The organism is Pseudomonas sp. efr-133-TYG-5 (assembly GCF_030209175.1).
Taxonomy (GTDB): domain Bacteria; phylum Pseudomonadota; class Gammaproteobacteria; order Pseudomonadales; family Pseudomonadaceae; genus Aquipseudomonas.
The window spans coordinates 155,522-177,928 of sequence record NZ_JARVSM010000007.1 but is presented as its reverse complement, the minus strand read 5'-3'; the positions used below and the strand labels follow the sequence as shown (position 1 = coordinate 177,928).

The window sequence follows — 22,407 nt, the reverse complement described above, 5'->3', positions numbered from 1 at the left end:
AGTAGCTTTGCTGCGCCATCGGGTTGCCGTCGCTCATACGGCGGCGGCGCGTCGATGCGAACCCGCCACCGATATTTCTGGCGCCCAGGGAGGGCGTGAGCATGCACAAAGCTATCGAACAACGCCTGAGAGATCATTTTCCGATCCTGTTCAATCAGACGACGTCAGTTGACCAAAAGGAATATCGCCGGGAGTTCAAGACGTTCATTGACGATGCCATTTCCGTCTCCAACCCGATCCTCGGGGCGGAAGCCATCCGCTATCAGTCCATCCTTCTTTATGTCTCGCTCGCTTTCGCGGCCGTGTACTTTCTCGACATCAAACACTTGAAATTTGTCGATGTTGAAGTTGCTGTCAGCCGGGAGCTTTTCATTATCTATGCCGGTTTCATCGGCCTGATCTCCCTGGCGTTCTCCTGCAAGGCCTGGTTCGACTTCCAGCGCTGGAACCTGATACGCCGTAAACATTCCGACGCTGCTGAAAACCTGCAGGAACTGGTGGGACTCGGTCTGGCGAGAAAACAGCTGGAAAATCATTACTGGGGCAAAACCTTCGACATGATCGGTCAATGCTACGAGCCGTACAGCGCCGCCAAGGAACAAGTCCTGGTGGGCTACAAGGATGTCAGCATTCAATCAAGCGCCGCTCTTCTCGACATCAACAGCCTGAATCTGCCCGCCGCACTCAAGCCAGTCGTCGCCATCAAGGAGACTTGGCTCAAGGACCTTCAGACCGAACTGAAGGGGCTGACCCAGGCGTTCGAAGCCGAGTGCGAGCCGATTCTCCTCGCCCATGAAGCCATCAAGAATGACCCTTCCCCGTTCCGATCAGATGACTCGTACAACCGAATCACCGCCGCGTTCGATAAATGGCTGGAGCCTTGGTTCATCGCCCGCAACAGCCTGATGGACGAGTTGTTCAGTCGTTCCATACGAAACTTCGACAGTTCTGAAGAGCAGCAGATGCTCAAGGAACTCATCAAGGTCTTCGCACAACTCAAGAGCATGCGCATCCTGTATGTAACGGCGGAAATAGTCTTTCCGGTATTGTTTGCTCTTTTCACCGCAGCCCTGATGTTCTGGAGTCATTCCGTGTCGTCTGTGCCTGCGTGACTCATTCAACCTCCGTGTGAGAGCGAGCCTGCTCGCTCTCACATCCGCATTGCCCTCGCTCAACGCTTGGTAATCACCACCTCCAGGTAATCGCTCGGTACCACCAGCGAGTCCGGCCCTGCCCGGTTGAAGCGTTCGATCAGCTCCGTCAGATCGTTTTCCAGCGCCTGCCCACTCTCCGGTGGCAACGCGGCGAAGGCTTTGTGTACCGGGCCGTACCAGTGGCGGAAGATGTCGATGAAGTGCGCCGCCGAGCGGTAGCGGAAGTTGAAATGCCGCTGGGCGACCTGGATCAGAAAGTGGCGCTCGTCGAAGTGCGAGTGCAGCCAGGGTTCGGCGCCCCAGTTCGACGGCGGCTGCGCGCCGGGCGGCGGTGGCAGGTGGCGACCGAGGGTCTTGAACATCTGCCCGACGAAACCGTCCGGGGTCCAGTTGGCCATGCCGATGCGGCCGCCGCGCCGACACACGCGGGCCAGCTCCCGGGCCGCCGTGGCCTGGTCCGGCGCGAACATCACGCCGAAGGTCGACAGCACTGCGTCGAAACTGCCATCGGCGAACGGCAGTGCCTCGGCATCGGCGACTTGAAAGGTGACGTCGAGGTGCTCGGCCCGCGCTCGATCCTGGCCCCGTTCGAGCAGCGCCGCGACGTAGTCGGTGGACATCACCCGGCAACCACGCCGCGCCGCCGCCAGGGTCGCGTTGCCGTTGCCGGCGGCGACATCCAGCACCTCTTCATCGCAGCGCAGGTCGCAGGCCTCGGCGAGGTTCTCGCCAACGATCTGCAACGTGGTGCCAATCAACGCGTAATCACCGCTGGCCCAGGCGACTTTCTGGCGTTCCTTCAGGGCCGTCAGATCAATGGGGGTACTCATGAATCTTGCTCCGCTGCAGGTTGGATGGGCTTCACTCAGCCGTGGTCGGATCGATCACCGTGACCACCCGCGCCACGCTGTTGGCCGGGAATCCGCCCAGCCGGGCGTGCTCGCGCACCTGCTCTTCATCGGGAGCGATGTACACGCAATAGACTTTGTCGGCGGTGACATAACTCTGCAGCCACTGCACCTGTGGCCCGAGTTCGCGCAACGCCTGGCAGGATGTTTGCGAAACGGCTTTGAGCTCTTGCTGCGACAGCTTTCCGGCCCCTGGAATCTCGCGTTCGATCACGAATTTCGGCATGGCAACCTCGCTTGCTTGTTCTCGGTGGCAGGCCCTGATGAACCCGCTCGCCCACTATCGCGCGGGGGCCGGTCGGCGTCCCTGCCAATCGTCCGGAGAGCCCGTAAAATCGGGGCCTGGCCGATGAATGGCGGCTATTTGTAAAGCCACCGAGACACTGTCGTGATTGCCAGCACGCCGGGAGATCGGCTCTCATGCCGACTCGTCCTTAACGAATGGAATCCCTTCATGCCTTTGCGCCTGGAATGGCTTGCCGATCACCTGCAGCACAGTGACACCTACGCCGCCTGGATTCACCAGCAATTCGCCTACGAATACGCCGCGCAACCCCTGGCCGAGTGGCAACGCGAGTTCGCCGACGGCCAAACCAATGGTGACTGGCCGTGCCTGATTGCCCTGGACGGCGAACGTCTGCTCGGCGGCGCGGCACTGGCCCGCGCCGACCTGACCCTGCGCCCGGACCTCGGGCCATGGCTGGCCTGCGTATTCGTCACGCCCGAGGCACGTGGCCAAGGGCTCGCCGAACAACTGATCGATGGCATCAGTCAGGCCGCGAAACAGCGCGGATTGCCACGCCTCTACCTGCATACGCAGAACAAGCAGGACTACTACGGCAAACGCGGCTGGACAGTGCTGGAGCGCTTTCGCGCCTGGGACAACGAACAATGGCTCATGGTGCGAGACCTGTGAGCCATTGATGTTTGCCTCGGCTTACGCGGCCGGCGCCTTGGCCTCTTCCAGCAGCTGCCGGATCATTTGTTCCTGAGCGTCGTAGCTGCCCTCGCCGAAGTGGCTGTAGCGCACCTGGCCCTTGGCGTCGATCAGGTAATGGGCCGGCCAGTACTGATTGTCGAAGTTGCGCCAGATCGCGTAGTTGTTGTCGATGGCCACCGGATAGGTGATGCCGAGCTTGCGCACCTGATCCCTGACGTTATCGATGATCCGCTCGTAGCCGTATTCCGGGGTGTGCACGCCGATCACCACCAGGCCGTCGCTGGCGTACTTCTTCTGCCACTCCTTGACGTACGGCAGCGTGTGCTGGCAGTTGATGCAGTCGTAGGTCCAGAAATCCACCAGCACCACTTTGCCGCGCAGCGAATCGGCGCTCAGCTCGGGCGAGTTGAGCCATTGCACCGCGCCGGCCAGTGAGGGCATCGCACCTTTGCCGGCGTCCTCGCTCATGACGTCGGCGCGCACTTTGCTGATGAAGTAGTCGAGCACTTTCGGCGCGTTCTCCAGCACGCTTTTCTCGACGCTGGCGACACCCTGGGAAGACGTCCCGGCCAGCAGCGTTTTGTCGGCACCGGTGGCAATGACCGCGGCCGCCGCCAGCACCGCAACGCCTGCGCCGCGGCGCAACCAGCCGGTGAACGGGATCGACGGTTTCAAGCGATTGACCAGGCCGCGACCGGCGAAGATCAACGTACCCAGCGACAGCGCACTGCCCGCCCCATACGCCAGCAGCAACAGGCTGGTCTGGGCGTTGGCGCCTTGCAGCATGGCCCCGGTCAGAATCACGCCGAGGATCGGCCCGGCGCACGGTGCCCACAACAGACCGGTGGCGACGCCGAGCATGATCGAGCCCATCGGCCCGGCCTTCTTGCGGGTGTCCGGATCGAGGCGATTGCCGAGCACAACGAATGGCCGGGAGAGCCAGTCACCGACTCGCGCGGAAATCAGCGAGAGGGCAAACAGCGCCATCACGATCAGGGCGATATGCCGGCCGCTGTTACTGGCCTGGATCACCCATTCGCTGCTGACCACTGCCAGGCTCGAGATCACGGCAAAGGTCAGGGCCATGCCACCGAGGGTCAGCAGGATCGAAGCGCGGCTGCGCTGGGCGCCGGCGAACAGAAACGGCACCACTGGCAAGATGCACGGGCTGAGGACGGTCAGCAGACCGCCGAGGAAAGCAATGAGGAACATGCGGATCACCCTGGGAAAAATGTTGAACAGCGGTGGCCGGGGGTGGGATCTGGCTCCCGTCCTCCCAGTGAATGGTCAGAGGCGTTTCAGGCGCTCTGGCTGTCGAGCCATTGGCTTTGCGGGGTGCGGCTGGCACCGTTCTCGGCCACCCTTTGCGCCTGCGGCGTGCGGCCGGAACCGTCCTCGGCCACCCTCTGCCCCTGCGGCGTGCGGCTGGAGCCGTCCTCGGCCACCCTTTGCCCCTGCGGCGTGCGGCTCGATCCGTCCTCGGCCACCATTTGCCCTTGCGGCGTGCGGCTGGAGCCATCGGCGGCGATCAACGCATCGCTGGCCGACTTGGCCAGCGGGCTGAGCTGGAAGCAAATGCTGGCGGTGCAGCTACTCTGTTCGACGGCAGCGTTGGCATGTGCCGCCACACCGGCCAGGGCGAAGGCGATGGCAGTGAAAAAACGCGCTACGTTGTTCATGGCAATACTCCTGAAGAAAGTGATCAATCAGTTTTCGTTGTGGCAACCGTCGGCGAATTTGCTGTAGTCGAGCACGCGGGTCTGGCCGGTCGAATCCAGGTAGGTCATGCGCGCCTCGACGATGCCGCAGGTGGTCGAGTTGTCCTGTTTCAGCGAGATGACTTTCTGGATGTCCAGGTGGGTACCGTAGGTGTAGGTTTGCGGGGTAACCTCGGCTGCTTCGGCGCGGGCCGACAGGGTGCAGATGTTCAGTGCAGCGAACAGGCAGGCGGCGATCACGGATGACTTGTTCATGGTGTGTCCCTCAAGGCTTCAATTAGGTAGATCGGTTGGTTGAGCCGAGGCGGTTGGGGTGTGCCTCGATGGAGCTCATTTAAAGCTCGCGAGGTATCGCGTCTGTGTCGGGAAACGTCGGCTATAAATCGCTGTGTGTCCCCACCGCCCGGAGATACACAGCGATACAAAAGCCTGGAAAAATCGTCTTTTTGCGTCTCCGTGTATCCGCCGTTGCGCCAGATACACTGCAATACAAAGGCCCGCAGGCGCGCCGGCCAAGGCTCGATAGACTGCGCGGCATTCCCCCTTTTGCTAGAGGTTGGCCCATGGAACATGTCGATCACATCCTGATCGTCGACGACGACCGCGAGATCCGCGAACTGGTCGGCAATTACCTGAAGAAAAACGGTCTGCGCACCACCGTGGTCGCCGATGGCCGCCAGATGCGCAGCTTTCTCGAAGCCAATACGGTCGACCTGATCGTGCTCGACATCATGATGCCCGGCGACGACGGCCTGCTGCTGTGCCGCGAGTTGCGCGCCGGCAAACACAAGGCCACACCGGTGCTGATGCTCACCGCGCGCAACGATGAAACCGACCGAATCATCGGCCTGGAAATGGGCGCCGACGACTACCTGACCAAACCCTTCGCCGCCCGCGAGCTGCTGGCGCGGATCAACGCCGTGCTGCGGCGTACGCGGATGCTGCCGCCGAACCTGGTGGTCACCGAAAGCGGCCGCCTGCTCGCCTTCGGCCGCTGGCAGCTGGACACCTCGGCCCGGCACTTGCTGGACAAGGACGGCACCATGGTCGCCCTGAGCGGTGCCGAATACCGCTTGCTGCGGGTGTTTCTCGACCACCCGCAACGGGTGCTGAGTCGCGACCAACTGCTCAACCTGACCCAGGGCCGCGACGCCGATCTGTTCGACCGCTCCATCGATCTGCTGGTCAGTCGCCTGCGCCAGCGTCTGCTCGACGACGCCCGCGAGCCGGCCTATATCAAGACCGTGCGCAGCGAAGGTTATGTGTTCTCGCTGCCGGTGGAGATTCTCGGAGCCCCGGCATGAGTGTCGCCCTGCGCTGGCCACGCACCCTGGCTTCGCGGTTGTCGCTGATATTCCTCGTCGGCCTGATCCTCGCCCAGGCGCTGTCGTTCGGCGCGCAGTATTACGAGCGCTACCAGAGCGCGAAAAACACCATGCTCGGCAACCTCGAAACCGACGTCTCGACGTCGATTGCCATCCTCGATCGCCTGCCCGCCGAAGAACGTCCCGCCTGGCTCAAGCGCCTGGCCCGGGCCAACTACGCTTACCTGCTGAGCGAAGGCGAACCGGGCACGCCGATCGGCGCGGGCGATGTGCCGATTGCCGTCACTTCGATCACCGATGCGATCGGCGCCGCCTATCCGCTGACCTTCACCGACATCCCCGGGCCGATCAAACATTTTCAAGGCCACCTGCGCCTGAGCGACGGCAGCCCGGTGACCATCGATGTGCGTCCGTCGATGGTGCCGCTGTCGCCGTGGTTGCCGGCGGTGCTGCTCGGGCAACTGGCACTGATGCTGGCCTGCACCTGGCTGGCGGTGCGCATCGCCATCCGCCCGCTCACCCGCCTCGCCAATGCCGTGGAAACCCTCGATCCCAATGCCCATGCCGTGCACCTCGACGAACACGGGCCCAACGAAGTGGTGTACGCCGCCCGCGCGTTCAACGCGATGCAGGCGCGCATCGCCGCTTACCTGAAAGAGCGCATGCAATTGCTCGCGGCGATTTCCCACGACCTGCAAACCCCGATCACCCGGATGAAACTGCGCGCCGAGTTCATGGACGATTCGCCGGAGAAAGACAAACTGTGCAACGACCTCGGCGAGATGGAGCACCTGGTGCGCGAAGGTGTGGCCTATGCCCGCAGCATCCATGGCTCGACCGAAGAAAGCCGACGCACCGACCTCGACTCGTTCCTCGACAGCCTGGTGTTCGACTATCAGGACATGGGCAAGGACGTGCAATTGGCTGGCAAGAGCGAAGCCGTCATCGATACGCGCCCGCATGCCCTGCGTCGGGTGCTGGTCAACCTTACCGACAATGCACTGAAATTCGCCGGCAGCGCTCAGTTGCAGGTCGAGCGGCAGCATGGCGGGCTGTCGGTGAAGGTCATGGATCGCGGTCCGGGCATCGCCGAAGCCGAATTGGCTCAGGTCATGCAGCCGTTCTACCGCGTGGAGAACTCGCGCAACCGCAGCACCGGCGGCACCGGCCTCGGCCTGGCCATCGCCCAGCAACTGGCCATGGCTCTCGGCGGTTCGCTGACCCTGAGCAACCGCGACGGTGGCGGGTTGTGTGCCGAGCTGAGGCTGCCGCTCAGCGCCTGAATCCATCCCGAACCCTGCACAGGCAGGCTCGCTGGCACAGCGGTCGATCAGGCGATCAGCTGTTGCCCCGCCGTCAGCGCCGACAAGCCGACGCTGACGGCGGAGTGAGGTTTTCAGGGGGTGCAGCCGATGACACCGTCGGCGTGCAGCTGCTGCAGCAACTGCATGCCGCTGTCGGTGAACGCTGCGGTCGCCGGCAAGCCTGCTTCCGCGGCCAGGGCGTGCAATTGCGCGCGACCGCTGAGGCTCGGGAACTCGCCAATGCGCTCGAGCAAGCGCCAGGCCAATGGGCTCAATTCGGAAAATTTCACGCTCCAGTCCGGCGTACGGCGCACCAGCAACAGGGTCGGTTGCGCCGGTGGCGTGACGGGTTGCCGATCCGGGCCGAGCAAATGCACCGGCCAGGTGTATGCCAGCGGCCAGGCCAGCGCCGACACCCGCAGCGGTTGCTGCAACAACAGCGCCGGATCGCTCGGCGGCAGCGGCTCGGCGGCAGACTGCTGCAAGACCATTTCCACCCACTCGTAATGCGCCAGCTCCAGCAGGAACGGCGGCCAATGGCCCTCGCGCAACACCGCCGGTTGCGCCGACAGGTAGTCGATGAACGCCTCGGCAATCTCGCCGAACTTCGGCGTCTGCGCCCGGTAGTCCCGCAGGAAACCCCGCACCAGAGTTTTCCAGCCTGACTCGCCGATGATTCGGATCAGCACCGGAAACGTGCCGCCGAGCAGCTGCGACAGGTTGTTGAACACCAGATCGCGATACACCGCGACCCGCGCCGCATTCATCTGCGCCGGTGGTGCCTGGTTGTCCGGATCGCGCAGGTAGCGGGTCAGTGCCTGTTGTTGCCGGGCCAGATCAGCCATGGCGGCGCTCCTCGTTCTGCAAGCGGCGGATGGTCTGCACTTCCCCCAGCAATTGGGAAAATGCCGGAAAGTTGAAATCCCGTTCGAGCAGGGTCGGTTGTGCGCCGAACCGCGTGTAGGCCTCGGCCAGCAGCGCCCAGACCTCCGGTTTTACCGGCGCACCGTGGGTATCGATCTTCAGCGTGGCGGATTCATCGAAATGCCCGGCCACGTGCATGCCGACCACCCGGCCGGGCTCGATCCCGGCAAGGAAGGCATGCGCGTCAACACCGTGGTTGATCGCGTTGACGTAGACGTTGTTGACATCCAGCAGCAGGTCGCAATCGGCCTCGCGCAGCACGGCGTTGGTGAAGCTCACTTCGTCCATGTCCTGCTGCGGCGCGGCGTAGTAGGAGACGTTTTCCACCGCCAGGCGCCGGCCCAGGATGTCCTGGGCCTGACGGATGCGCGCGGCGACGTGATGCACCGCCTCTTCGGTGAACGGCAGCGGCAATAGATCGTAGAGGTGGCCGTCATCGCTGCAGTAGCTCAGGTGTTCGCTGTACAGCGGCACTTGGTGCTGATCGAGAAAGGTGCGCACCTCGCGCAGGAAATCGACGTCCAGCGGTGCCGGGCCGCCCAGCGACAACGACAGGCCGTGACAGGACAACGGGAAACGCTCGGCCAGTTCGCGCAGCGCCGCGCCGTGGGCGCCACCGACGCCGATCCAGTTTTCCGGGGCGACTTCGAGAAAGTCGAGATCAGTCGTACGGGCGGCCAGCAGATCCTTGATCAGGCCGCGACGCAGGCCGAGGCCGACGCTGGCCTGCAAGGTGGATGGGCGAGTGGGCATGGGCAGGACCTCAAGTTGCGGTCGTCCGGGGTGACGACCGGGAGTCCAGTTAATGCGTGCGCTGTATCGCCGCTGTGTTCGCCCACGGCGCCAATTACCGCACTGTGTATCCGGCTCCGACGCTGATACACAGCGATACAAACCTGGCGTGCGCACCCATTCGCCAGGGAGCGCGCCGGCGTGCGGTGGACCGACTAGACTCAATGGTTACCCAGTCGAGGGGGCCGCAGGCGCTGTTGGCGCCCTGCCCGTTTCCACGACCACCGCCCGGTGGCAACTGCCTCGACCCTCAATGCCGCCGGACTGTGATCCTGTAACAGGAGCACATGAGATGGACGAGGCCCGACTCAACGAATTCATGGGCAAACTGGTCAACGACATGGGCGGCGCGGCGATGCTGGCCAATGTCATCGTCGGCGAAGAACTCGGCTTGTACAGAGCCATGGCCGACAGCCAGCCGATCAGCCCGGAATCCCTCGCCGAAAAAACCGCCTGCAACGCTCGCCTGGTGCGCGAATGGCTCAGCGCCCACGCCGCCTCCGGCTACATGGAACACCTCGACGGCAAATTCCGCCTGCCCGAAGAACAGGCCCTGGCGCTGGCCGTCGAGGACTCGCCGGTATATGTCGCCGGCGGTCTCGGCGTGGTGGCGTCGTTTTTCCATGACAAGGACAAACTGGTCAAAGCCATGCGCGGCAACGGCGCCCTGCCCTGGGGCGATCACCACCCGTGCATGTTCACCGGTACCGAACGGTTTTTCCGCCCCGGCTACAAGGGGCACCTGATCGCCGAATGGCTGCCGGCGCTGGACGGCGTGGTGGCGAAACTCGAGGACGGCGCCAAAGTCGCCGACGTCGGCTGCGGCCACGGCGCCTCCACGGTGATCATGGCCCAGGCCTATCCGAACTCGCGGTTCGTCGGTTTCGATTACCACGCACCGTCGGTCACGGTCGCCACGCAACGCGCCGAAGAAGGCGGGGTCAGCAGCCGTGCGCGGTTCTTCCAGGGCAGCGCGAAAAGCTTTCCCGGCAACGATTACGACCTGATCTGTTACTTCGACTGCCTGCACGACATGGGCGACCCGGTCGGCGCCGCGCGGCATGCCTACGATTCGCTCAAGGACGATGGCACGGTGCTGCTGGTCGAGCCGTTCGCCAACGATGCGCTGGATGACAACATCAACCCGGTCGGACGACTGTTCTATGCGGCCTCGACGTTTATCTGCACACCGAATTCGCTGTCCCAGGAAGTCGGCCTCGGGCTCGGCGCCCAGGCCGGTGAGCTGCGTTTGCGCAAGGTGTTCAGCGAGGCCGGGTTCAAGCAGTTCCGCCGCGCCACGCAGACGCCGTTCAACCTGATTCTGGAGGCACGCAAATAAGCGCAGAAATCAGTCACCCTGTGGCGACCGCGTCGGCTTGCGCGCGAGTGCAAAACGCGCCGGCAAACGACAAGCCTGCCAGGCAATGCCGGGGGCGCAGGCACCCTGGCCACAAAGTCAGTGCTAACCTGCAAGGCATTCATGTGCCCCGGAGTGCTGACCATGCTCGACAGCCCGCTTTGCGAACACCTCGACTTTCTGCTCGAGGCGATGGCCGACGGCGACTTCGTGGTGCTGACCGGCGCCGGCATCAGCACGCCGTCGGGCATTCCCGATTACCGTGACAGCGACGGTGTGCGCCGCGGCCGGCAGCCGATGATGTATCAGGAGTTTCTTTCGGCCGCGCAATCGCGCCGCCGCTATTGGGCGCGGGCGATGCTCGGCTGGCCGCGGGTGCGCCAGGCCCAGCCGAATGCGGCACATCAGGCGCTGGCCACGCTGCAGAGGCAAGGCCTGCTCAGCGCGCTGATCACGCAGAACGTCGACACCCTGCACGATCAGGCCGGCAGCCATGATGTCATCGAACTGCACGGCAGCCTGCACCGGGTGGTGTGCCTGGACTGCGGTCAACGCAGCGAGCGCGATGCGATTCAGCGCCTGCTGGAAATGCACAATCCGTATCTGGCCGGGGTCGACGCGGTGCAGGCGCCGGATGGCGACACCCTGCTCGATCCGGCGTTCGAGGCGCGGTTTCAGGTGCCGCACTGTCCGCATTGTGGCGGCGAACGGCTGAAACCGGACGTGGTGTTCTTCGGCGAAAACGTCGCCCAGGCCACCGCCGCCAAGGCCATGGCCGCGGTGGAAAATGCGGCGGGAATGCTGGTAGTCGGATCGTCGCTGATGGCCTATTCGGCGTTCCGCCTGTGCCGGGTGATCGCTGACCGGGGCAAGCCGCTGATCGCCATCAACCTGGGCAAGACCCGCGCCGATGATTTGCTGGACATGAAGATCGAGGCGTCCTGCGAGCAGTTGTTGCCGGTGCTGGCGCAGAAGCTCACTCGCTGAGGCCAGTCCCTCAGCCGATGGAGAAGGCACCGAGCGCGTGGTCTGTTCGCGCCGTCCCTGGGAAGGCTCGGCCGAGGGCAACGGTTGTTACAGACGAGCAAAATCCTCGGCCTTGAGAATATCGAACAACGCCTGCGCCGCCGCCGACAGCTCATTGCCCGGTTCGGTCAGCACGCCGATTGCCCGTTCCACCGAGTCTTGCAGGATCAGGCAGCGCGCGCCCAGTTCCTGCATCTGCGTGGCGCACAAGGCCGGCACCGCGCTGACGCCCAGGCCGCTGGCGACCATCCGCCCGACCGTCGCCAGTTGATGGCTCTCGAACGCCACCGGCAGCTTCATGCCCCGCGCCTGCAAGTGTTCCTCGAGCATCACCCGCACCGTGGACGGGCGTTGCAGAGTGATGAACGGTTGCTGCATCAAGGTCTGCCAATCGATTTCGCCTAACTCGGCCAGCGGCGAATCCCGCGGCACCACCGCGACAAAACGATCCATGTACAGCGCGGTAAACGACAGCGATGTGTTCTGCATCGGCTCGAACGCCACGCCCAGTTCTACCTGGCGGTCGCGCACCATCTCCAGCACCTGCTCGTTGATCACGTCGTTGACCGTGACGTTGACGTTCGGATAGCGCGCGCGGAAAGTCTTGAGAATCGGTGGCAGCAGGTTGCCGGCAAATGACGGCATCGCCGCCAGCGTCACCCGCCCGCGTTGCAGGCTGAAGCGCTGGCGCATCTCGTCCTCGGCGTTGTCCCAGTCGGCGATCAGCCGGCGCGCCAGTGGCAGCAGCGACTCGCCTTCGGCGGTCAGCGCGACGTTGCGTGTGTTGCGGCTGAACAGGCGCCCACCCAGGCCCTCCTCCAGCGCCTTGATCGTCAGGCTGAGGGCTGACTGCGACAGATGCAGGCGCTCGCAGGCCACGGCGAAACTGAGGCTCTGGGCCACGGCGAGAAAAGCGCGGATCTGCTTGATGGTCATGGACGCTATGCTTCCGTATCGGTGTTTGCTCGTTCCCACGCTCTTTGGCGTAACGCAGACATGACGCTCTGCGTCACTGGGACGCGGAGCGTCCCTAGAGGCATTCCCACGCAGAGCGTGGGAACGATCAGCACGGAGAACAGTGATTTGATGAGCTTTATCAATCAATCGACCTTAAAAATCAACTTAACAAATATATCCCGCGGCGCGACACTCCAGTCATTCGGCTAGCCAGCCGCCGGCAAACAATAAAAGAGGTGCATATGGCAGGTTTCGACAAGCGCGTGAGTTCCTACGAGGAAGCCCTCGCCGGGCTTGAAGACGGCATGACCGTGATCGCCGGCGGCTTCGGCCTGTGCGGCATCCCGGAAAACCTGATCGCCGAGATCAAGCGCAAGGGCACCCGAGACCTCACCGTCGTTTCCAACAACTGCGGCGTCGACGGCTTCGGTCTCGGCGTGCTGCTGACCGACCGCCAGATCAGCAAAGTGATCGCCTCCTACGTCGGCGAAAACAAACTGTTCGAAGAGCAGCTGCTCAAGGGCGACATCGAAGTCATCCTGACCCCGCAAGGCACCCTCGCCGAAAAAATGCGCGCAGGCGGTGCCGGCATCCCGGCCTTCTTCACCGCCACCGGCGTCGGCACTCCGGTCGCCGAAGGCAAGGAAGTGCGCGAATTCAAAGGGCGCAAGTACCTGATGGAAGAGTCCATCACCGGCGACTTCGCCATCGTCAAAGGCTGGAAAGCCGACCACTTCGGCAACGTCGTCTACCGCCACACCGCGCAGAACTTCAACCCGCTGGCCGCCACCGCCGGCAAGATCACCGTGGTCGAAGTCGAGGAAATCGTCGAGCCCGGCGAGCTGGATCCGTCGCAGATCCACACCCCCGGCATCTACGTCGACCGGGTCATTTGCGGCACGTTCGAAAAGCGCATCGAACAGCGCACCATCCGCAAATAATTCAGGCTGACGGAGAACAACAATATGGCACTTTCCCGCGAACAAATGGCCCAGCGTGTCGCCCGCGAAATGCAGGACGGCTACTACGTCAACCTCGGCATCGGCATTCCGACCCTGGTCGCCAACTACATCCCCGAAGGCATGGAAGTCATGCTGCAATCGGAAAACGGTCTGCTCGGCATGGGCCCTTTTCCGACTGAAGACACCATCGATGCCGACATGATCAACGCCGGCAAACAGACCGTGACCGCGCGCATCGGCGCATCGATTTTCAACTCCGCCGAATCCTTCGCGATGATCCGCGGCGGCCATGTCGACCTGACCGTGCTCGGCGCGTTCGAAGTGGACGTCGAAGGCAACATCGCCTCGTGGATGATTCCCGGCAAACTGGTCAAGGGCATGGGCGGCGCGATGGACCTGGTCGCCGGCGCCGAAAACATCATCGTCATCATGACCCACGCGTCCAAGGACGGTGAGTCCAAGCTGCTGTCCAAGTGCAGCCTGCCGCTGACCGGCGCCGGGTGCATCAAGCGTGTACTGACCGACCTCGCCTACCTGGAAATCGAAAATGGCGCTTTTGTCCTCAAGGAACGCGCACCTGGCGTCAGCGTCGAGGAAATCGTCAGCAAAACCGCAGGTAAACTGATCGTCCCGGATCACGTGCCGGAAATGCAGTTCGCAGCCGAGTGAGGAATTCGAAAATGCAAGACGTCGTAATTGTTGCCGCCACGCGCACCGCGATCGGCAGTTTTCAAGGCTCCCTGGCCAACGTGTCCGCGGTGGATCTGGGCGCGGCGGTGATCCGCCAGCTGCTCGAACAGACCGGTCTGGATGGCGCTCAGGTCGATGAAGTGATCATGGGCCAGGTGCTGACCGCCGGCGCCGGGCAGAACCCGGCGCGTCAGGCCGCGATCAAGGCCGGCCTGCCCCACGCCGTGCCGGCGATGACCCTGAACAAGGTCTGCGGCTCCGGCCTCAAGGCCCTGCACCTCGGTGCGCAGGCGATCCGCTGCGGCGATGCCGAGGTGATCATCGCCGGTGGCCAGGAGAACATGAGCCTGGCCAACTACGTGATGCCGGGCGCACGCACCGGCCTGCGCATGGGCCACGCGCAAATCGTCGACACCATGATCAGCGACGGCCTGTGGGATGCGTTCAACGATTACCACATGGGCATCACCGCCGAGAACCTGGTGGACAAGTACGCGATCAGCCGCGAACAGCAGGACGCCTTCGCCGCCGCTTCGCAGCGCAAGGCCGCCGCGGCCATCGAAGCCGGGCGTTTCGTCGATGAAATCACCCCGATCCTGATTCCGCAGCGCAAGGGCGACCCGGTTGCCTTCAAGGTCGACGAGCAGCCGCGTGGCGACACCACGGCCGAATCGCTGGCCAAACTGCGTCCGGCCTTCAAGAAGGACGGCAGCGTCACCGCCGGCAACGCCTCTTCGCTGAACGATGGCGCCGCCGCCGTGATCCTGATGAGCGCCGAGAAAGCCCAGGCCCTGGGCCTGCCGGTGCTGGCCAGAATCGCCGCCTACGCCAACGCCGGGGTCGACCCGGCGATCATGGGCATCGGCCCGGTATCGGCCACCCGCCGCTGCCTGGACAAGGCCGGCTGGCGCCTCGAGCAACTCGACCTGATCGAAGCCAACGAAGCCTTTGCCGCGCAATCGCTGGCGGTGGCCAAGGATCTGCAATGGGATCTGGACAAGGTCAACGTCAACGGCGGCGCCATCGCCCTCGGCCACCCGATCGGTGCCTCGGGCTGCCGCGTGCTGGTCACCCTGCTGCATGAAATGCTCAAGCGCGACGCCAAGAAGGGTCTGGCGACCCTGTGCATCGGCGGCGGCCAGGGTGTCGCCCTGGCGCTGGAACGCGCGTAAGCCAGACGTTCGCACAGCGGGCGGCGGATCCACGACATCCGCTGCTCACTGGCAACCTACCCGGTGCAACTGACGTTGCACCGGGTATTTTTTTGCCTGCACCTCAGGCGAACTTGACCAGGTTGAGCACCGGCAACGGCCCGCCCGGAAACTGCGTCAGCCGTGCGCCCACGCTTAGCTCGCCAAGATCGACGGGGAAGAAGCCGAGCTGGTCGATCAGCGCCGCGACCTCGGTTTTCGCCGCCGCATCATCGCCCGCCAGAAACAGCACGCGACGCCCGCCTTCCGCTGCCGGATCACTCTCCAGCAGCCGCGCCGGCAAGTGGTTGAAGGCCTTGACCAGGCGTGCCCCCGGCACCCACTCGGCGAACACTTCGCTGGACGGCCGGCCTTGCAGGTCCACCGCTTGATACGACGGAGCTTCAATCGAGTTGTTGGCGTCAATGACGATACGCCCGGCGAAATCCGGCAACCCGGCCAGCGCCGTAGGCAGTTTCGACCAGTTCACCGCGACCAGCACGATGTCCTGTGCGGCAGCCTCTTCACGGCTGCCGGCGCGGGCGGTGGGGCCGAGTTCCGCGACCAGTTCGCTGAGGCTGTGCGGGCCACGGCTGTTGGCGATGACCAGCGCGATGCCCTGGCGCGACAAGGCTCTGGCAAAGGCGGCGCCGATGTTGCCGGCGCCGATGATTCCGATAGTGCTCATGCTGTTCTCCTGACAATGGGGTAAGACTCGCTGCGAATCTTGCGCTTGCCATTGCCACTTGATTAGCCGGTAATGCCTTTAATCATTTTCAAGCATTGCTATCAGGTACTGCGCATGGAAACCCTCGCCAACCTTGAATCCTTCGTCCGCAGCGCCGAGACCGGCAGCTTCTCGGGCGCCGCGCGCCTGCTGGCGCTGACACCGGCAGCGGTCAGCCGCAATGTCGCCATGCTCGAGCGCAACCTGGGCGTACGGCTGTTCCAGCGCTCGACGCGCAAACTGGCACTGACCGAGGCCGGCGAAATTTTTCTGACCAGCATCCGGGACAACCTCGAGGGCCTGCAGGCGGCGATCAGCGCGGTGGCCACCGAGCGTGGCGAGCCGGCCGGCGTGCTCAAGGTCAGCCTGCCGCCGACCTTCGGCATCGATCACTTGCTGCCGCTGCTGCCGGCCTTTCTCGCGCGCTACCCCTTGATTCGCCCGGAATGGCATTTCGAAAACCGCCAGGTCGACCTGATCGCCGAAGGCTACGACGTAGCAATTGGCGGTGGTTTCGAGCTGACGCCGGGAATGATCGCCCGCCCCCTGGCCTCGGCGCAGGTGTTGGCGGTGGCCTCGCCCGCTTATCTGGCAGGACGCGACATGCCCCTGCACCCGCGCGAACTGGCAGCGCACAAGGGGATTGTCATGCGCGGTCTGCGCAGCGGGCGCATCCGCCAGTGGCAGATGCTCAACGCCGCCGGTGATCAGGCCAGCGCCAGCCTCAACCAGGACATCGTGCTCAACGACCCGATGGCCATGCGCCAAGCCGCGCTGCTCGGCCTCGGCGTCACCCTGCTGGTGGCGCCGGACGTCGAATTGCATCTGCAACGCGGTGAACTGGTGCGGGTGCTGCCGGACTGGGCCGCCGACGCCGGGCTGATTTCCCTGTACTACCCGAGCCGGACGCTGTTGCCGGCCAAGACCCGGGTGTTCATCGACTTTGTGGTCGCGGCGTTCAGCGCCTGACGGCTACGCCGCCCATTGCACAATCAACCAGGCATTCGCCCCGCTGATCACGACAAACAGGCCCCACGCCAGCAGCCGCGTCGGCAGCCGATTGACGAACGGCCCCATCAGTTGTTTGTCGTTGGTCATGCGGATCAGCGGATACAGCGCGAAGGGCAATTGCAGGCTGAGCACCACCTGACTCAACACCAGCAACTTGCCCACCGCCCCGTCACCCAGCAGCCAGACGCCGATGAACGCCGGGATCAGCGCCAGCCCGCGGGTGATCAGGCGCCGCTGCCAGCAGGGAATCCGCAGGTTGAGGTAGCCCTCCATGATCACCTGCCCGGCGATGGTGCCGGTGAACGTCGAGCTCTGACCCGAGGCGAGCAATGCCACGCCGAACAGCACACTGGCCAGTGCGCCGCCGACCAGTGGATCAAGCAGGTGGTAGGCGTCCTGGATGTCGACCACGTCGGTGTGCCCGGATTGATGAAACGCCGCTGCCGCGAGAATCAGGATCGCCGCGTTGACCAGCAACGCCAGCGCCAGCGAGCCGATGGTATCGATGCGCGCCAGATTCACTGCGTCGCGTTTGCTCGCCAGATCCTTGCCGACCATTCGCGTCTGCACGATCGAGGTGTGCAGGTAGAGGTTGTGCGGCATCACGGTGGCCCCGAGGATGCCGATGGCCAGGTACAGCGGCGCGGCATCACCGATGGCCGCCAGCGACGGTTTGAAGCCTTGGGCGACATCCGGCCAGTACGGTTTGATCAGCACCAGCTCGACGAAGAAGCACACACCGATGGTCGCGACCAGCACCAGCATGATCGCTTCCAGCCGACGGAAGCCACGGTTCTGCAAGGCCAGCACCAGCAGCGTGTCGAACGCGGTCAGGGCGATACCGAAGGTCAGCGAGCAACCGAGCAGCAAGTGGAACGCCAGCGCGCAGCCCAGCACTTCGGCCAGATCGGTGGCGATGATCGAGATTTCCGCCAGCAGCCATTGCAGGCGCGCGGTCGGGGTGCTGTAGCGTTCGCGGGACAATTGCGCCAGGTCACGCCCGGTGGCGATGCCCAGACGCGAACACAGGCATTGCACGACCATGCCCGCCAGGCTCGCCAGCAAGACCACGAACAACAGGCTGTAACCGAAGCGCGAACCGGCCTCGATGGCCGTGGCCCAGTTGCCCGGGTCCATGTAGCCGATGGACACCAGCAGACCGGGGCCGGCGAACCGCAGCACGCGTTTGAAGAACGAGGCATTGGCATCGACCGCGACACTGCCGGCCACTTCCGGCGGACAGAACGGCGCCGTGGCGATTTTGGGCAAACTGAATTTCACGCACACATCCAGAAATAAGGCTAAAGACGCAGCTTAGACGTTTCGCCCCCTGCCGTGGAAGCTCAGGGCGCGGTGCTGCCGAGCAACTGCTGGCGCAACTGTGGATTGCGTGTGCGCGGATCGAGCCAGATGTTGAAGAAGGCCCGGGCGAACAGCGGATCAGCGATTTCGTGCTGCAACTGCTGGCCGACAAAGAACCGCGCGCCCTGCCCCGGCAGGTACACACCGGTGATGCGCGTGCCGGCCTGGACATCGACGAACGACTGCTGCATCTGCTGCTGCCAGCCGGCCAGTTGCGCGGGGGTGACACTGGAGCCCGCCAGCCGTTTGATCTCATCGACACTGGCCTGTACCAGATCATCGCGGGAAATCCTGCGCCGGTAGATCAGTTCGAGGGCAAACGGTTGCCCGTCCGCCAGTGGCCGCGCGGCACTCCACAGACGGGCGTTATAGACGTCGAAACCGAACACGCTGAAATCGCCGGTGCCGATGATCTGCGCACCCGGCACCGCGTCCTGCCAACTGGCCCAGGTCGGCGTCAGCAACAACGCCCACAAGCCGATGCCACAGCACCCACTCAACAACTTCGGTGTCCTGTTCATCGTCGCATCGACTCCGCCAAACCCTGATAGTCAGAGCATAGCCGGCTATCGTGGCCGGCACTTTGTATACAAAAACTGCACACATATGCAGCAATCCAGTCAGTGCAATGCTACCTTGACCGTCTCTCACCCGACGGAGACACCTGCGTGCTGATCCTCAAGTTGCTGCTGATTCCCGCTTTTCTCCTGCTGATTTCCCTGGCGGGCAAGCGCTGGGGGCCGAGCGTGGCCGGGTGGCTGTCGGGATTACCGGTGGTGGTCGGGCCGATTCTGTTGTTCCTCGGCCTCGAGCAAGGCCCGGCGTTTGCCGCGCAAGCGGCGGTGGCGGCGCTGTCGGCGATGTTTGCCATGATTGCGTTCTGCGTCACCTATGCCCGGGTGGCGCAGCGGGCGAACTGGCCCTGGGCACTGACGCTGTCGCTGGCGGTGTGGGCGGTGCTGGCCCTGCTGTTGTCGCTGGTGCCGCCGTCGCTGGCGTTTTCGCTGGCCGCCGCGGCCAGCGCCCTGCTCGCCGCGCCGTACCTGTTCCCCAAGGTGCAGCCGCTGGTCGCCGGCCCGGCGCCAAAGTCGGACAAACTGCTCTGGCGGATGATTGCCGGGGCGGCGTTGACGCTGCTGGTGACGATGCTCGCCAGCACCGTGGGTGAACGCTGGAGCGGTCTGCTGGCGGTATTCCCGGTGCTGGGCAGCGTGATGGCGGTGTTTTCCCAGCAGACACGCGGCCCGGCGTTCACCGCCGCCCTGTTGCGGGCGACGGCGACCGGCATGTATTCGTTCTCGGCTTTTTGCCTGGTGTCGGCGCTGACACTGCCGCATCTGGGCCTTGGCGGTTTTGCCGTTGGCGTGGCCGTGTCGGTGGCGATGCTCGGCGTCACCCGGCAGTTGCTGGCGCGGCCCACCGCCGAGCCTGGCCAAGCTCGGTAAGCAGATGGACGAAACGCGCTGGAGTGCCATGCACCCGCCGTGGGATGATCGCCCGCCTGATACGACCACTCACCGGAGATCCGAATGTCATTGCCCCGCAAGAAAGCCGTCATCCTGTTGCTGGCGGCAGTCGCCTGTCTCGGCGCCATCAACGTCCAGGCCGCCAAGGCCAAGGACACCGCCGCCAGCGAGAAAGTCTCGCTGCTCGACGGCAAACTCTCGTTCGTCCTGCCCAAGGGCTTCATCGCCAACCCGCTGCCGGCCGGCCCGACCGGTGCCAAGGGCACGATGTACACCAACCAGACCACCAAGACCGTGGTGATCGCCGCGGAAAACCAGATTCCCGAAGGCAATAACGTCAAGGACAACGACAGCGCGTTCCTCGACGGCACCGTCTCCGACTTCATCGAAGCCCAGCGCAAGGCGCTGCCGGACTTCAACAAGCTCAGCGAAAAAAGCATCACCCAGAAAGGCAACGGCCTGGGGCTGCGCCAGGTCGACAGCACCGCCACCCAGGGTGGCGGCCAGACACTCAACACCACGCTGATGGCCGGTGCTGGCACGCGCATGGCGCTGATTCAGATCATTTCCCGGGTCAGCGACAAGAGCGGCCACGACGCGCTGGTGAAAACCATCCTCAAGGAGCGTTGATCGTCACGGATTGAGCTGCTGCAACCAGCCGTTCAGATCGCGCAGCTCGGCCGCGCTGATGCTGTGGCCGACGCCCGGATAGGCATGAAACTGCGGTTGATAGCCGAGCGTGTGCAACAGGGTGTTGGCCGCGGTACCGTCAGCATAGGGCACGCGGTCGTCCGCCGTGCCATGGCCGATGAACACGCTCAACGGCGGATGCGCGGCCTCGGCCTTGAGCTCGCGCTTGAGCACGGGCAACACGCGTCCGCTCAGCGCGGCGATACCACCCACCGCCGTTGGCTGCCGCAAACCCACCTCGTAAGTCATCATCGCGCCCTGGCTGAAGCCGATCAGGTACACCTTGTCCGGTTGCGCGTGATATTTCTGCGCCGCGGCGGAGATGAATGCCCGCAGCTTTTGCCCGGCAACCCGCAGGTCATCGGTCTCGCCGTTGTAGGCACCTTCGCCTTTCTTGCGAAACCACTGGAAACGCCCTTCTCCCAGCGCCATCGGCGCCTGCACCGACAGGTAGTTGTACTGCGCCGGCAGCTGAAATTTCATGCCGATCAGATCGGCTTCATTGCTGCCGTAGCCGTGCAGGAAAATCACCAGCGGGCGCTGTTCGGCGTCCGCATGCACCTGCGCCAGGTAATTGAGTGGCAGATCCTTTTGCAGCGTGGTCTGAGCATGGACGGCGCTGGACGCCAGCAGGGTCAACAGGGCAAACACCTTCAACATAGAGCCTTCCTTCACCGGGTGCAGGGTTCGCGGTAAAGCCTAACACTGTGCGGCGCGACGCCATACGTTGCGCTGGCGGGTCGGCAACGACTCGCCAGCAGACACTCAGTCGTTGATCAGCTTGCCCGCCCGGATCGGCTCGCGCCCCGCCACTTTCGCCTGCCAGATCCCTGGCTGGGTGTAGCGCCCACGGTCAATGGCGAACAACACGCCGCTGGTACCCGCACGTACGGTGGTGACCTTGTCGTTCAGCGGATCGACCACCTCGAACAACGCCTCACCGCGCTCGACCCACTCGCCGGCATTGCGCAGGAAACTCACCACGCCGTGGTGCGGCGCGAACAGGTACTCGGTGCCTTCGAACGGCATGCCTTCGCAGCATTCGTCCGGCGCTGGCGGCCATTCGCCGCTGATGAATCCCTGCTCGGCGAGAAACCCCAGAATCGCCTCGGCGTTGGCCTGGGCCTGATCGACTCGGGTGTCGCCCATGCTGCCCAGTTCCAGGGTGGTCGCCAGGTTGGCGGCGGGAATCGCCGCTGCAGGGAACGCCCGCGCCAGGCGCAGCCACGGCGAGGAGCAGGATTCATCGAACGAACTGCCGCCGGAATCCTCGCACAGCAACGCCACACCCGCCTGCAGACGCGCGGCCAGGGATTGCCACTGCGGCCAGTGCTGCGGCAGCGCGTAGAGGTGAATGGCGGCGTCGAAATCGCAGTGCAGATCGAGGGTGATATCGGCATCGCAGGCGTGGCGCAGCAACAGGCGGTGCAGCGCTTCCAGTTGCGAGGCCGGGGCCGGCAGCGTGTCGAGCACCTGGCCCATGGTCTGGCGGATCAGGGCAATGTTGGCCGTGGCATCGGTTCCCAGGCGATCACCGATCAGCGCCGCGACCGGTGCACTGAGTTCAACGAAGGCGCGGTTGAAGTTCTTGCCGCTGGCCAGTTCGAAACGGCCCATGTGGCTGCCTTGCAGGTGCTGGTCGAGGCCGATCGGGTTGGCCACCGGGACCAGTTCGACAACGCCCTGCAGCCGCCCGTGCTGTTCAAGCTCGGCCAGGCGCTTTTTCAGTTCCCACGCAGTGCGCATGCCTGGCAGCTCATCGGCGTGCAGGCTGGCCTGGATGTAAACCTTGCGCGGCCCGGCGCCATAACGGAACACGCTCAACGAGCGCTCGCTGCCAAGATGACTCCAGGGCAGGACATGATCAATGCGTTGCATGGGAAAACTCCGGTGTTCTACAGAGA

At 64.0% G+C, this 22,407-nt stretch carries 25 protein-coding genes; 12 read left to right on the top strand and 13 right to left on the bottom strand.

Going from position 1 to position 22,407, the window contains the following annotated elements:
- Positions 1 to 101: 101 nt before the first annotated feature.
- On the top strand, positions 102 to 1,112 hold the full coding sequence (locus QRN70_RS22770; protein ID WP_285420136.1) for a hypothetical protein: 1,011 nt from the start codon (positions 102 to 104) through the stop codon (positions 1,110 to 1,112).
- 59 nt (positions 1,113 to 1,171) lie between these two features.
- On the opposite strand, the gene QRN70_RS22765 is transcribed toward QRN70_RS22770, so the two are convergent.
- Together QRN70_RS22765 and QRN70_RS22760 are read right to left on the bottom strand one after the other, a co-directional pair.
- On the bottom strand, positions 1,172 to 1,984 hold the full coding sequence (locus tag QRN70_RS22765) for a class I SAM-dependent methyltransferase (protein WP_285420135.1): 813 nt from the start codon (positions 1,982 to 1,984) through the stop codon (positions 1,172 to 1,174).
- 31 nt (positions 1,985 to 2,015) lie between these two features.
- Entirely contained in the window at positions 2,016 to 2,288 is a 273-nt protein-coding gene (locus tag QRN70_RS22760; RefSeq protein WP_285420134.1) for a DUF4242 domain-containing protein, read from the bottom strand.
- A gap of 228 nt (positions 2,289 to 2,516) precedes the next feature.
- On the opposite strand from QRN70_RS22760, the gene QRN70_RS22755 reads away from it, so the two are divergent.
- On the top strand, positions 2,517 to 2,978 hold the full coding sequence (locus QRN70_RS22755) for a GNAT family N-acetyltransferase (protein WP_285420133.1): 462 nt from the start codon (positions 2,517 to 2,519) through the stop codon (positions 2,976 to 2,978).
- Positions 2,979 to 2,999: 21 nt separating this feature from the next.
- Here the strand turns inward: QRN70_RS22755 and QRN70_RS22750 are convergent, their stop codons facing one another.
- From QRN70_RS22750 to QRN70_RS22740, 3 genes are all read right to left on the bottom strand, one after another.
- A complete protein-coding gene (locus QRN70_RS22750; protein WP_285420132.1) occupies positions 3,000 to 4,214 on the bottom strand; it encodes a cytochrome c biogenesis protein DipZ in 1,215 nt (404 codons plus the stop codon).
- Between the two features lie 86 nt (positions 4,215 to 4,300).
- Positions 4,301 to 4,681 carry a hypothetical protein gene (locus QRN70_RS22745; RefSeq protein ID WP_285420131.1) on the bottom strand — a complete coding sequence of 127 codons (381 nt, stop codon included), beginning with the start codon at positions 4,679 to 4,681 and terminating at the stop codon, positions 4,301 to 4,303.
- 27 nt (positions 4,682 to 4,708) lie between these two features.
- The gene (locus tag QRN70_RS22740; protein WP_285420130.1) at positions 4,709 to 4,975 is read right to left on the bottom strand and encodes a DUF2790 domain-containing protein; all 267 of its coding nucleotides are present in this window, start codon (positions 4,973 to 4,975) and stop codon (positions 4,709 to 4,711) included.
- A 308-nt stretch (positions 4,976 to 5,283) separates the two neighbouring features.
- Between QRN70_RS22740 and QRN70_RS22735 the strand changes: the two genes are divergently transcribed.
- Complete coding sequence (locus QRN70_RS22735; protein ID WP_285420129.1) at positions 5,284 to 6,024, top strand: response regulator; 741 nt, start codon at positions 5,284 to 5,286, stop codon at positions 6,022 to 6,024.
- On the top strand, positions 6,021 to 7,328 hold the full coding sequence (locus QRN70_RS22730) for an ATP-binding protein (protein ID WP_285420128.1): 1,308 nt from the start codon (positions 6,021 to 6,023) through the stop codon (positions 7,326 to 7,328). The genes QRN70_RS22735 and QRN70_RS22730 overlap by 4 nt, the downstream gene beginning before the upstream one ends.
- 113 nt (positions 7,329 to 7,441) lie before the next feature.
- Here QRN70_RS22730 and QRN70_RS22725 read toward each other — a convergent pair whose 3' ends face one another.
- Together QRN70_RS22725 and QRN70_RS22720 are read right to left on the bottom strand one after the other, a co-directional pair.
- On the bottom strand, positions 7,442 to 8,194 hold the full coding sequence (locus QRN70_RS22725) for an HvfC family RiPP maturation protein (protein WP_285420127.1): 753 nt from the start codon (positions 8,192 to 8,194) through the stop codon (positions 7,442 to 7,444).
- Positions 8,187 to 9,026: an HvfB family MNIO-type RiPP peptide maturase gene (locus QRN70_RS22720; RefSeq protein WP_285420126.1), complete on the bottom strand. Its 840-nt coding sequence runs from the start codon at positions 9,024 to 9,026 to the stop codon at positions 8,187 to 8,189. Before QRN70_RS22720 ends, QRN70_RS22725 begins: the two co-directional genes overlap by 8 nt.
- Before the next feature lie 331 nt (positions 9,027 to 9,357).
- Here QRN70_RS22720 and QRN70_RS22715 point away from each other — a divergent pair, with 331 nt between their 5' ends.
- Positions 9,358 to 10,404, top strand: a complete 1,047-nt coding sequence (locus QRN70_RS22715) for a class I SAM-dependent methyltransferase (protein WP_285420125.1) — start codon at positions 9,358 to 9,360, stop codon at positions 10,402 to 10,404.
- A 162-nt stretch (positions 10,405 to 10,566) separates the two neighbouring features.
- Entirely contained in the window at positions 10,567 to 11,409 is an 843-nt protein-coding gene (locus QRN70_RS22710) for an NAD-dependent protein deacetylase (protein ID WP_285420124.1), read from the top strand.
- An 87-nt stretch (positions 11,410 to 11,496) separates the two neighbouring features.
- Here QRN70_RS22710 and QRN70_RS22705 read toward each other — a convergent pair whose 3' ends face one another.
- Positions 11,497 to 12,384, bottom strand: a complete 888-nt coding sequence (locus tag QRN70_RS22705; RefSeq protein WP_285420123.1) for a LysR family transcriptional regulator — start codon at positions 12,382 to 12,384, stop codon at positions 11,497 to 11,499.
- Positions 12,385 to 12,647: 263 nt separating this feature from the next.
- On the opposite strand from QRN70_RS22705, the gene QRN70_RS22700 reads away from it, so the two are divergent.
- Genes QRN70_RS22700 through QRN70_RS22690 form a run of 3 tightly spaced genes read left to right on the top strand, consistent with a single transcriptional unit; the run spans position 12,648 to position 15,229 of the window.
- Entirely contained in the window at positions 12,648 to 13,346 is a 699-nt protein-coding gene (locus QRN70_RS22700) for a CoA transferase subunit A (RefSeq protein ID WP_007919568.1), read from the top strand.
- Positions 13,347 to 13,370: 24 nt separating this feature from the next.
- The gene (locus QRN70_RS22695; RefSeq protein ID WP_285420122.1) at positions 13,371 to 14,036 is read left to right on the top strand and encodes a CoA transferase subunit B; all 666 of its coding nucleotides are present in this window, start codon (positions 13,371 to 13,373) and stop codon (positions 14,034 to 14,036) included.
- 11 nt (positions 14,037 to 14,047) lie between these two features.
- On the top strand, positions 14,048 to 15,229 hold the full coding sequence (locus tag QRN70_RS22690) for an acetyl-CoA C-acetyltransferase (protein WP_285420121.1): 1,182 nt from the start codon (positions 14,048 to 14,050) through the stop codon (positions 15,227 to 15,229).
- A 103-nt stretch (positions 15,230 to 15,332) separates the two neighbouring features.
- Here QRN70_RS22690 and QRN70_RS22685 read toward each other — a convergent pair whose 3' ends face one another.
- The gene (locus QRN70_RS22685) at positions 15,333 to 15,998 is read right to left on the bottom strand and encodes an NADPH-dependent F420 reductase (RefSeq protein ID WP_285420365.1); all 666 of its coding nucleotides are present in this window, start codon (positions 15,996 to 15,998) and stop codon (positions 15,333 to 15,335) included.
- A 51-nt stretch (positions 15,999 to 16,049) separates the two neighbouring features.
- Here QRN70_RS22685 and QRN70_RS22680 point away from each other — a divergent pair, with 51 nt between their 5' ends.
- A complete protein-coding gene (locus QRN70_RS22680; protein WP_285420364.1) occupies positions 16,050 to 16,943 on the top strand; it encodes a LysR family transcriptional regulator in 894 nt (297 codons plus the stop codon).
- A gap of 3 nt (positions 16,944 to 16,946) precedes the next feature.
- On the opposite strand, the gene QRN70_RS22675 is transcribed toward QRN70_RS22680, so the two are convergent.
- A complete protein-coding gene (locus QRN70_RS22675) occupies positions 16,947 to 18,215 on the bottom strand; it encodes an Nramp family divalent metal transporter (RefSeq protein ID WP_285420363.1) in 1,269 nt (422 codons plus the stop codon).
- 113 nt (positions 18,216 to 18,328) lie between these two features.
- Positions 18,329 to 18,868: a chalcone isomerase family protein gene (locus tag QRN70_RS22670; RefSeq protein WP_285420120.1), complete on the bottom strand. Its 540-nt coding sequence runs from the start codon at positions 18,866 to 18,868 to the stop codon at positions 18,329 to 18,331.
- A gap of 147 nt (positions 18,869 to 19,015) precedes the next feature.
- Here QRN70_RS22670 and QRN70_RS22665 point away from each other — a divergent pair, with 147 nt between their 5' ends.
- Positions 19,016 to 19,792 carry a hypothetical protein gene (locus QRN70_RS22665; protein WP_285420119.1) on the top strand — a complete coding sequence of 259 codons (777 nt, stop codon included), beginning with the start codon at positions 19,016 to 19,018 and terminating at the stop codon, positions 19,790 to 19,792.
- A gap of 84 nt (positions 19,793 to 19,876) precedes the next feature.
- Positions 19,877 to 20,443 carry a DcrB/PsbP domain-containing protein gene (locus tag QRN70_RS22660; protein ID WP_285420118.1) on the top strand — a complete coding sequence of 189 codons (567 nt, stop codon included), beginning with the start codon at positions 19,877 to 19,879 and terminating at the stop codon, positions 20,441 to 20,443.
- Between the two features lie 3 nt (positions 20,444 to 20,446).
- Here the strand turns inward: QRN70_RS22660 and QRN70_RS22655 are convergent, their stop codons facing one another.
- Entirely contained in the window at positions 20,447 to 21,163 is a 717-nt protein-coding gene (locus QRN70_RS22655) for an alpha/beta hydrolase (RefSeq protein ID WP_285420117.1), read from the bottom strand.
- Positions 21,164 to 21,268: 105 nt separating this feature from the next.
- A complete protein-coding gene (locus QRN70_RS22650) occupies positions 21,269 to 22,381 on the bottom strand; it encodes a succinylglutamate desuccinylase/aspartoacylase family protein (protein ID WP_285420116.1) in 1,113 nt (370 codons plus the stop codon).
- Between the last annotated feature and the right edge of the window lie 26 nt (positions 22,382 to 22,407).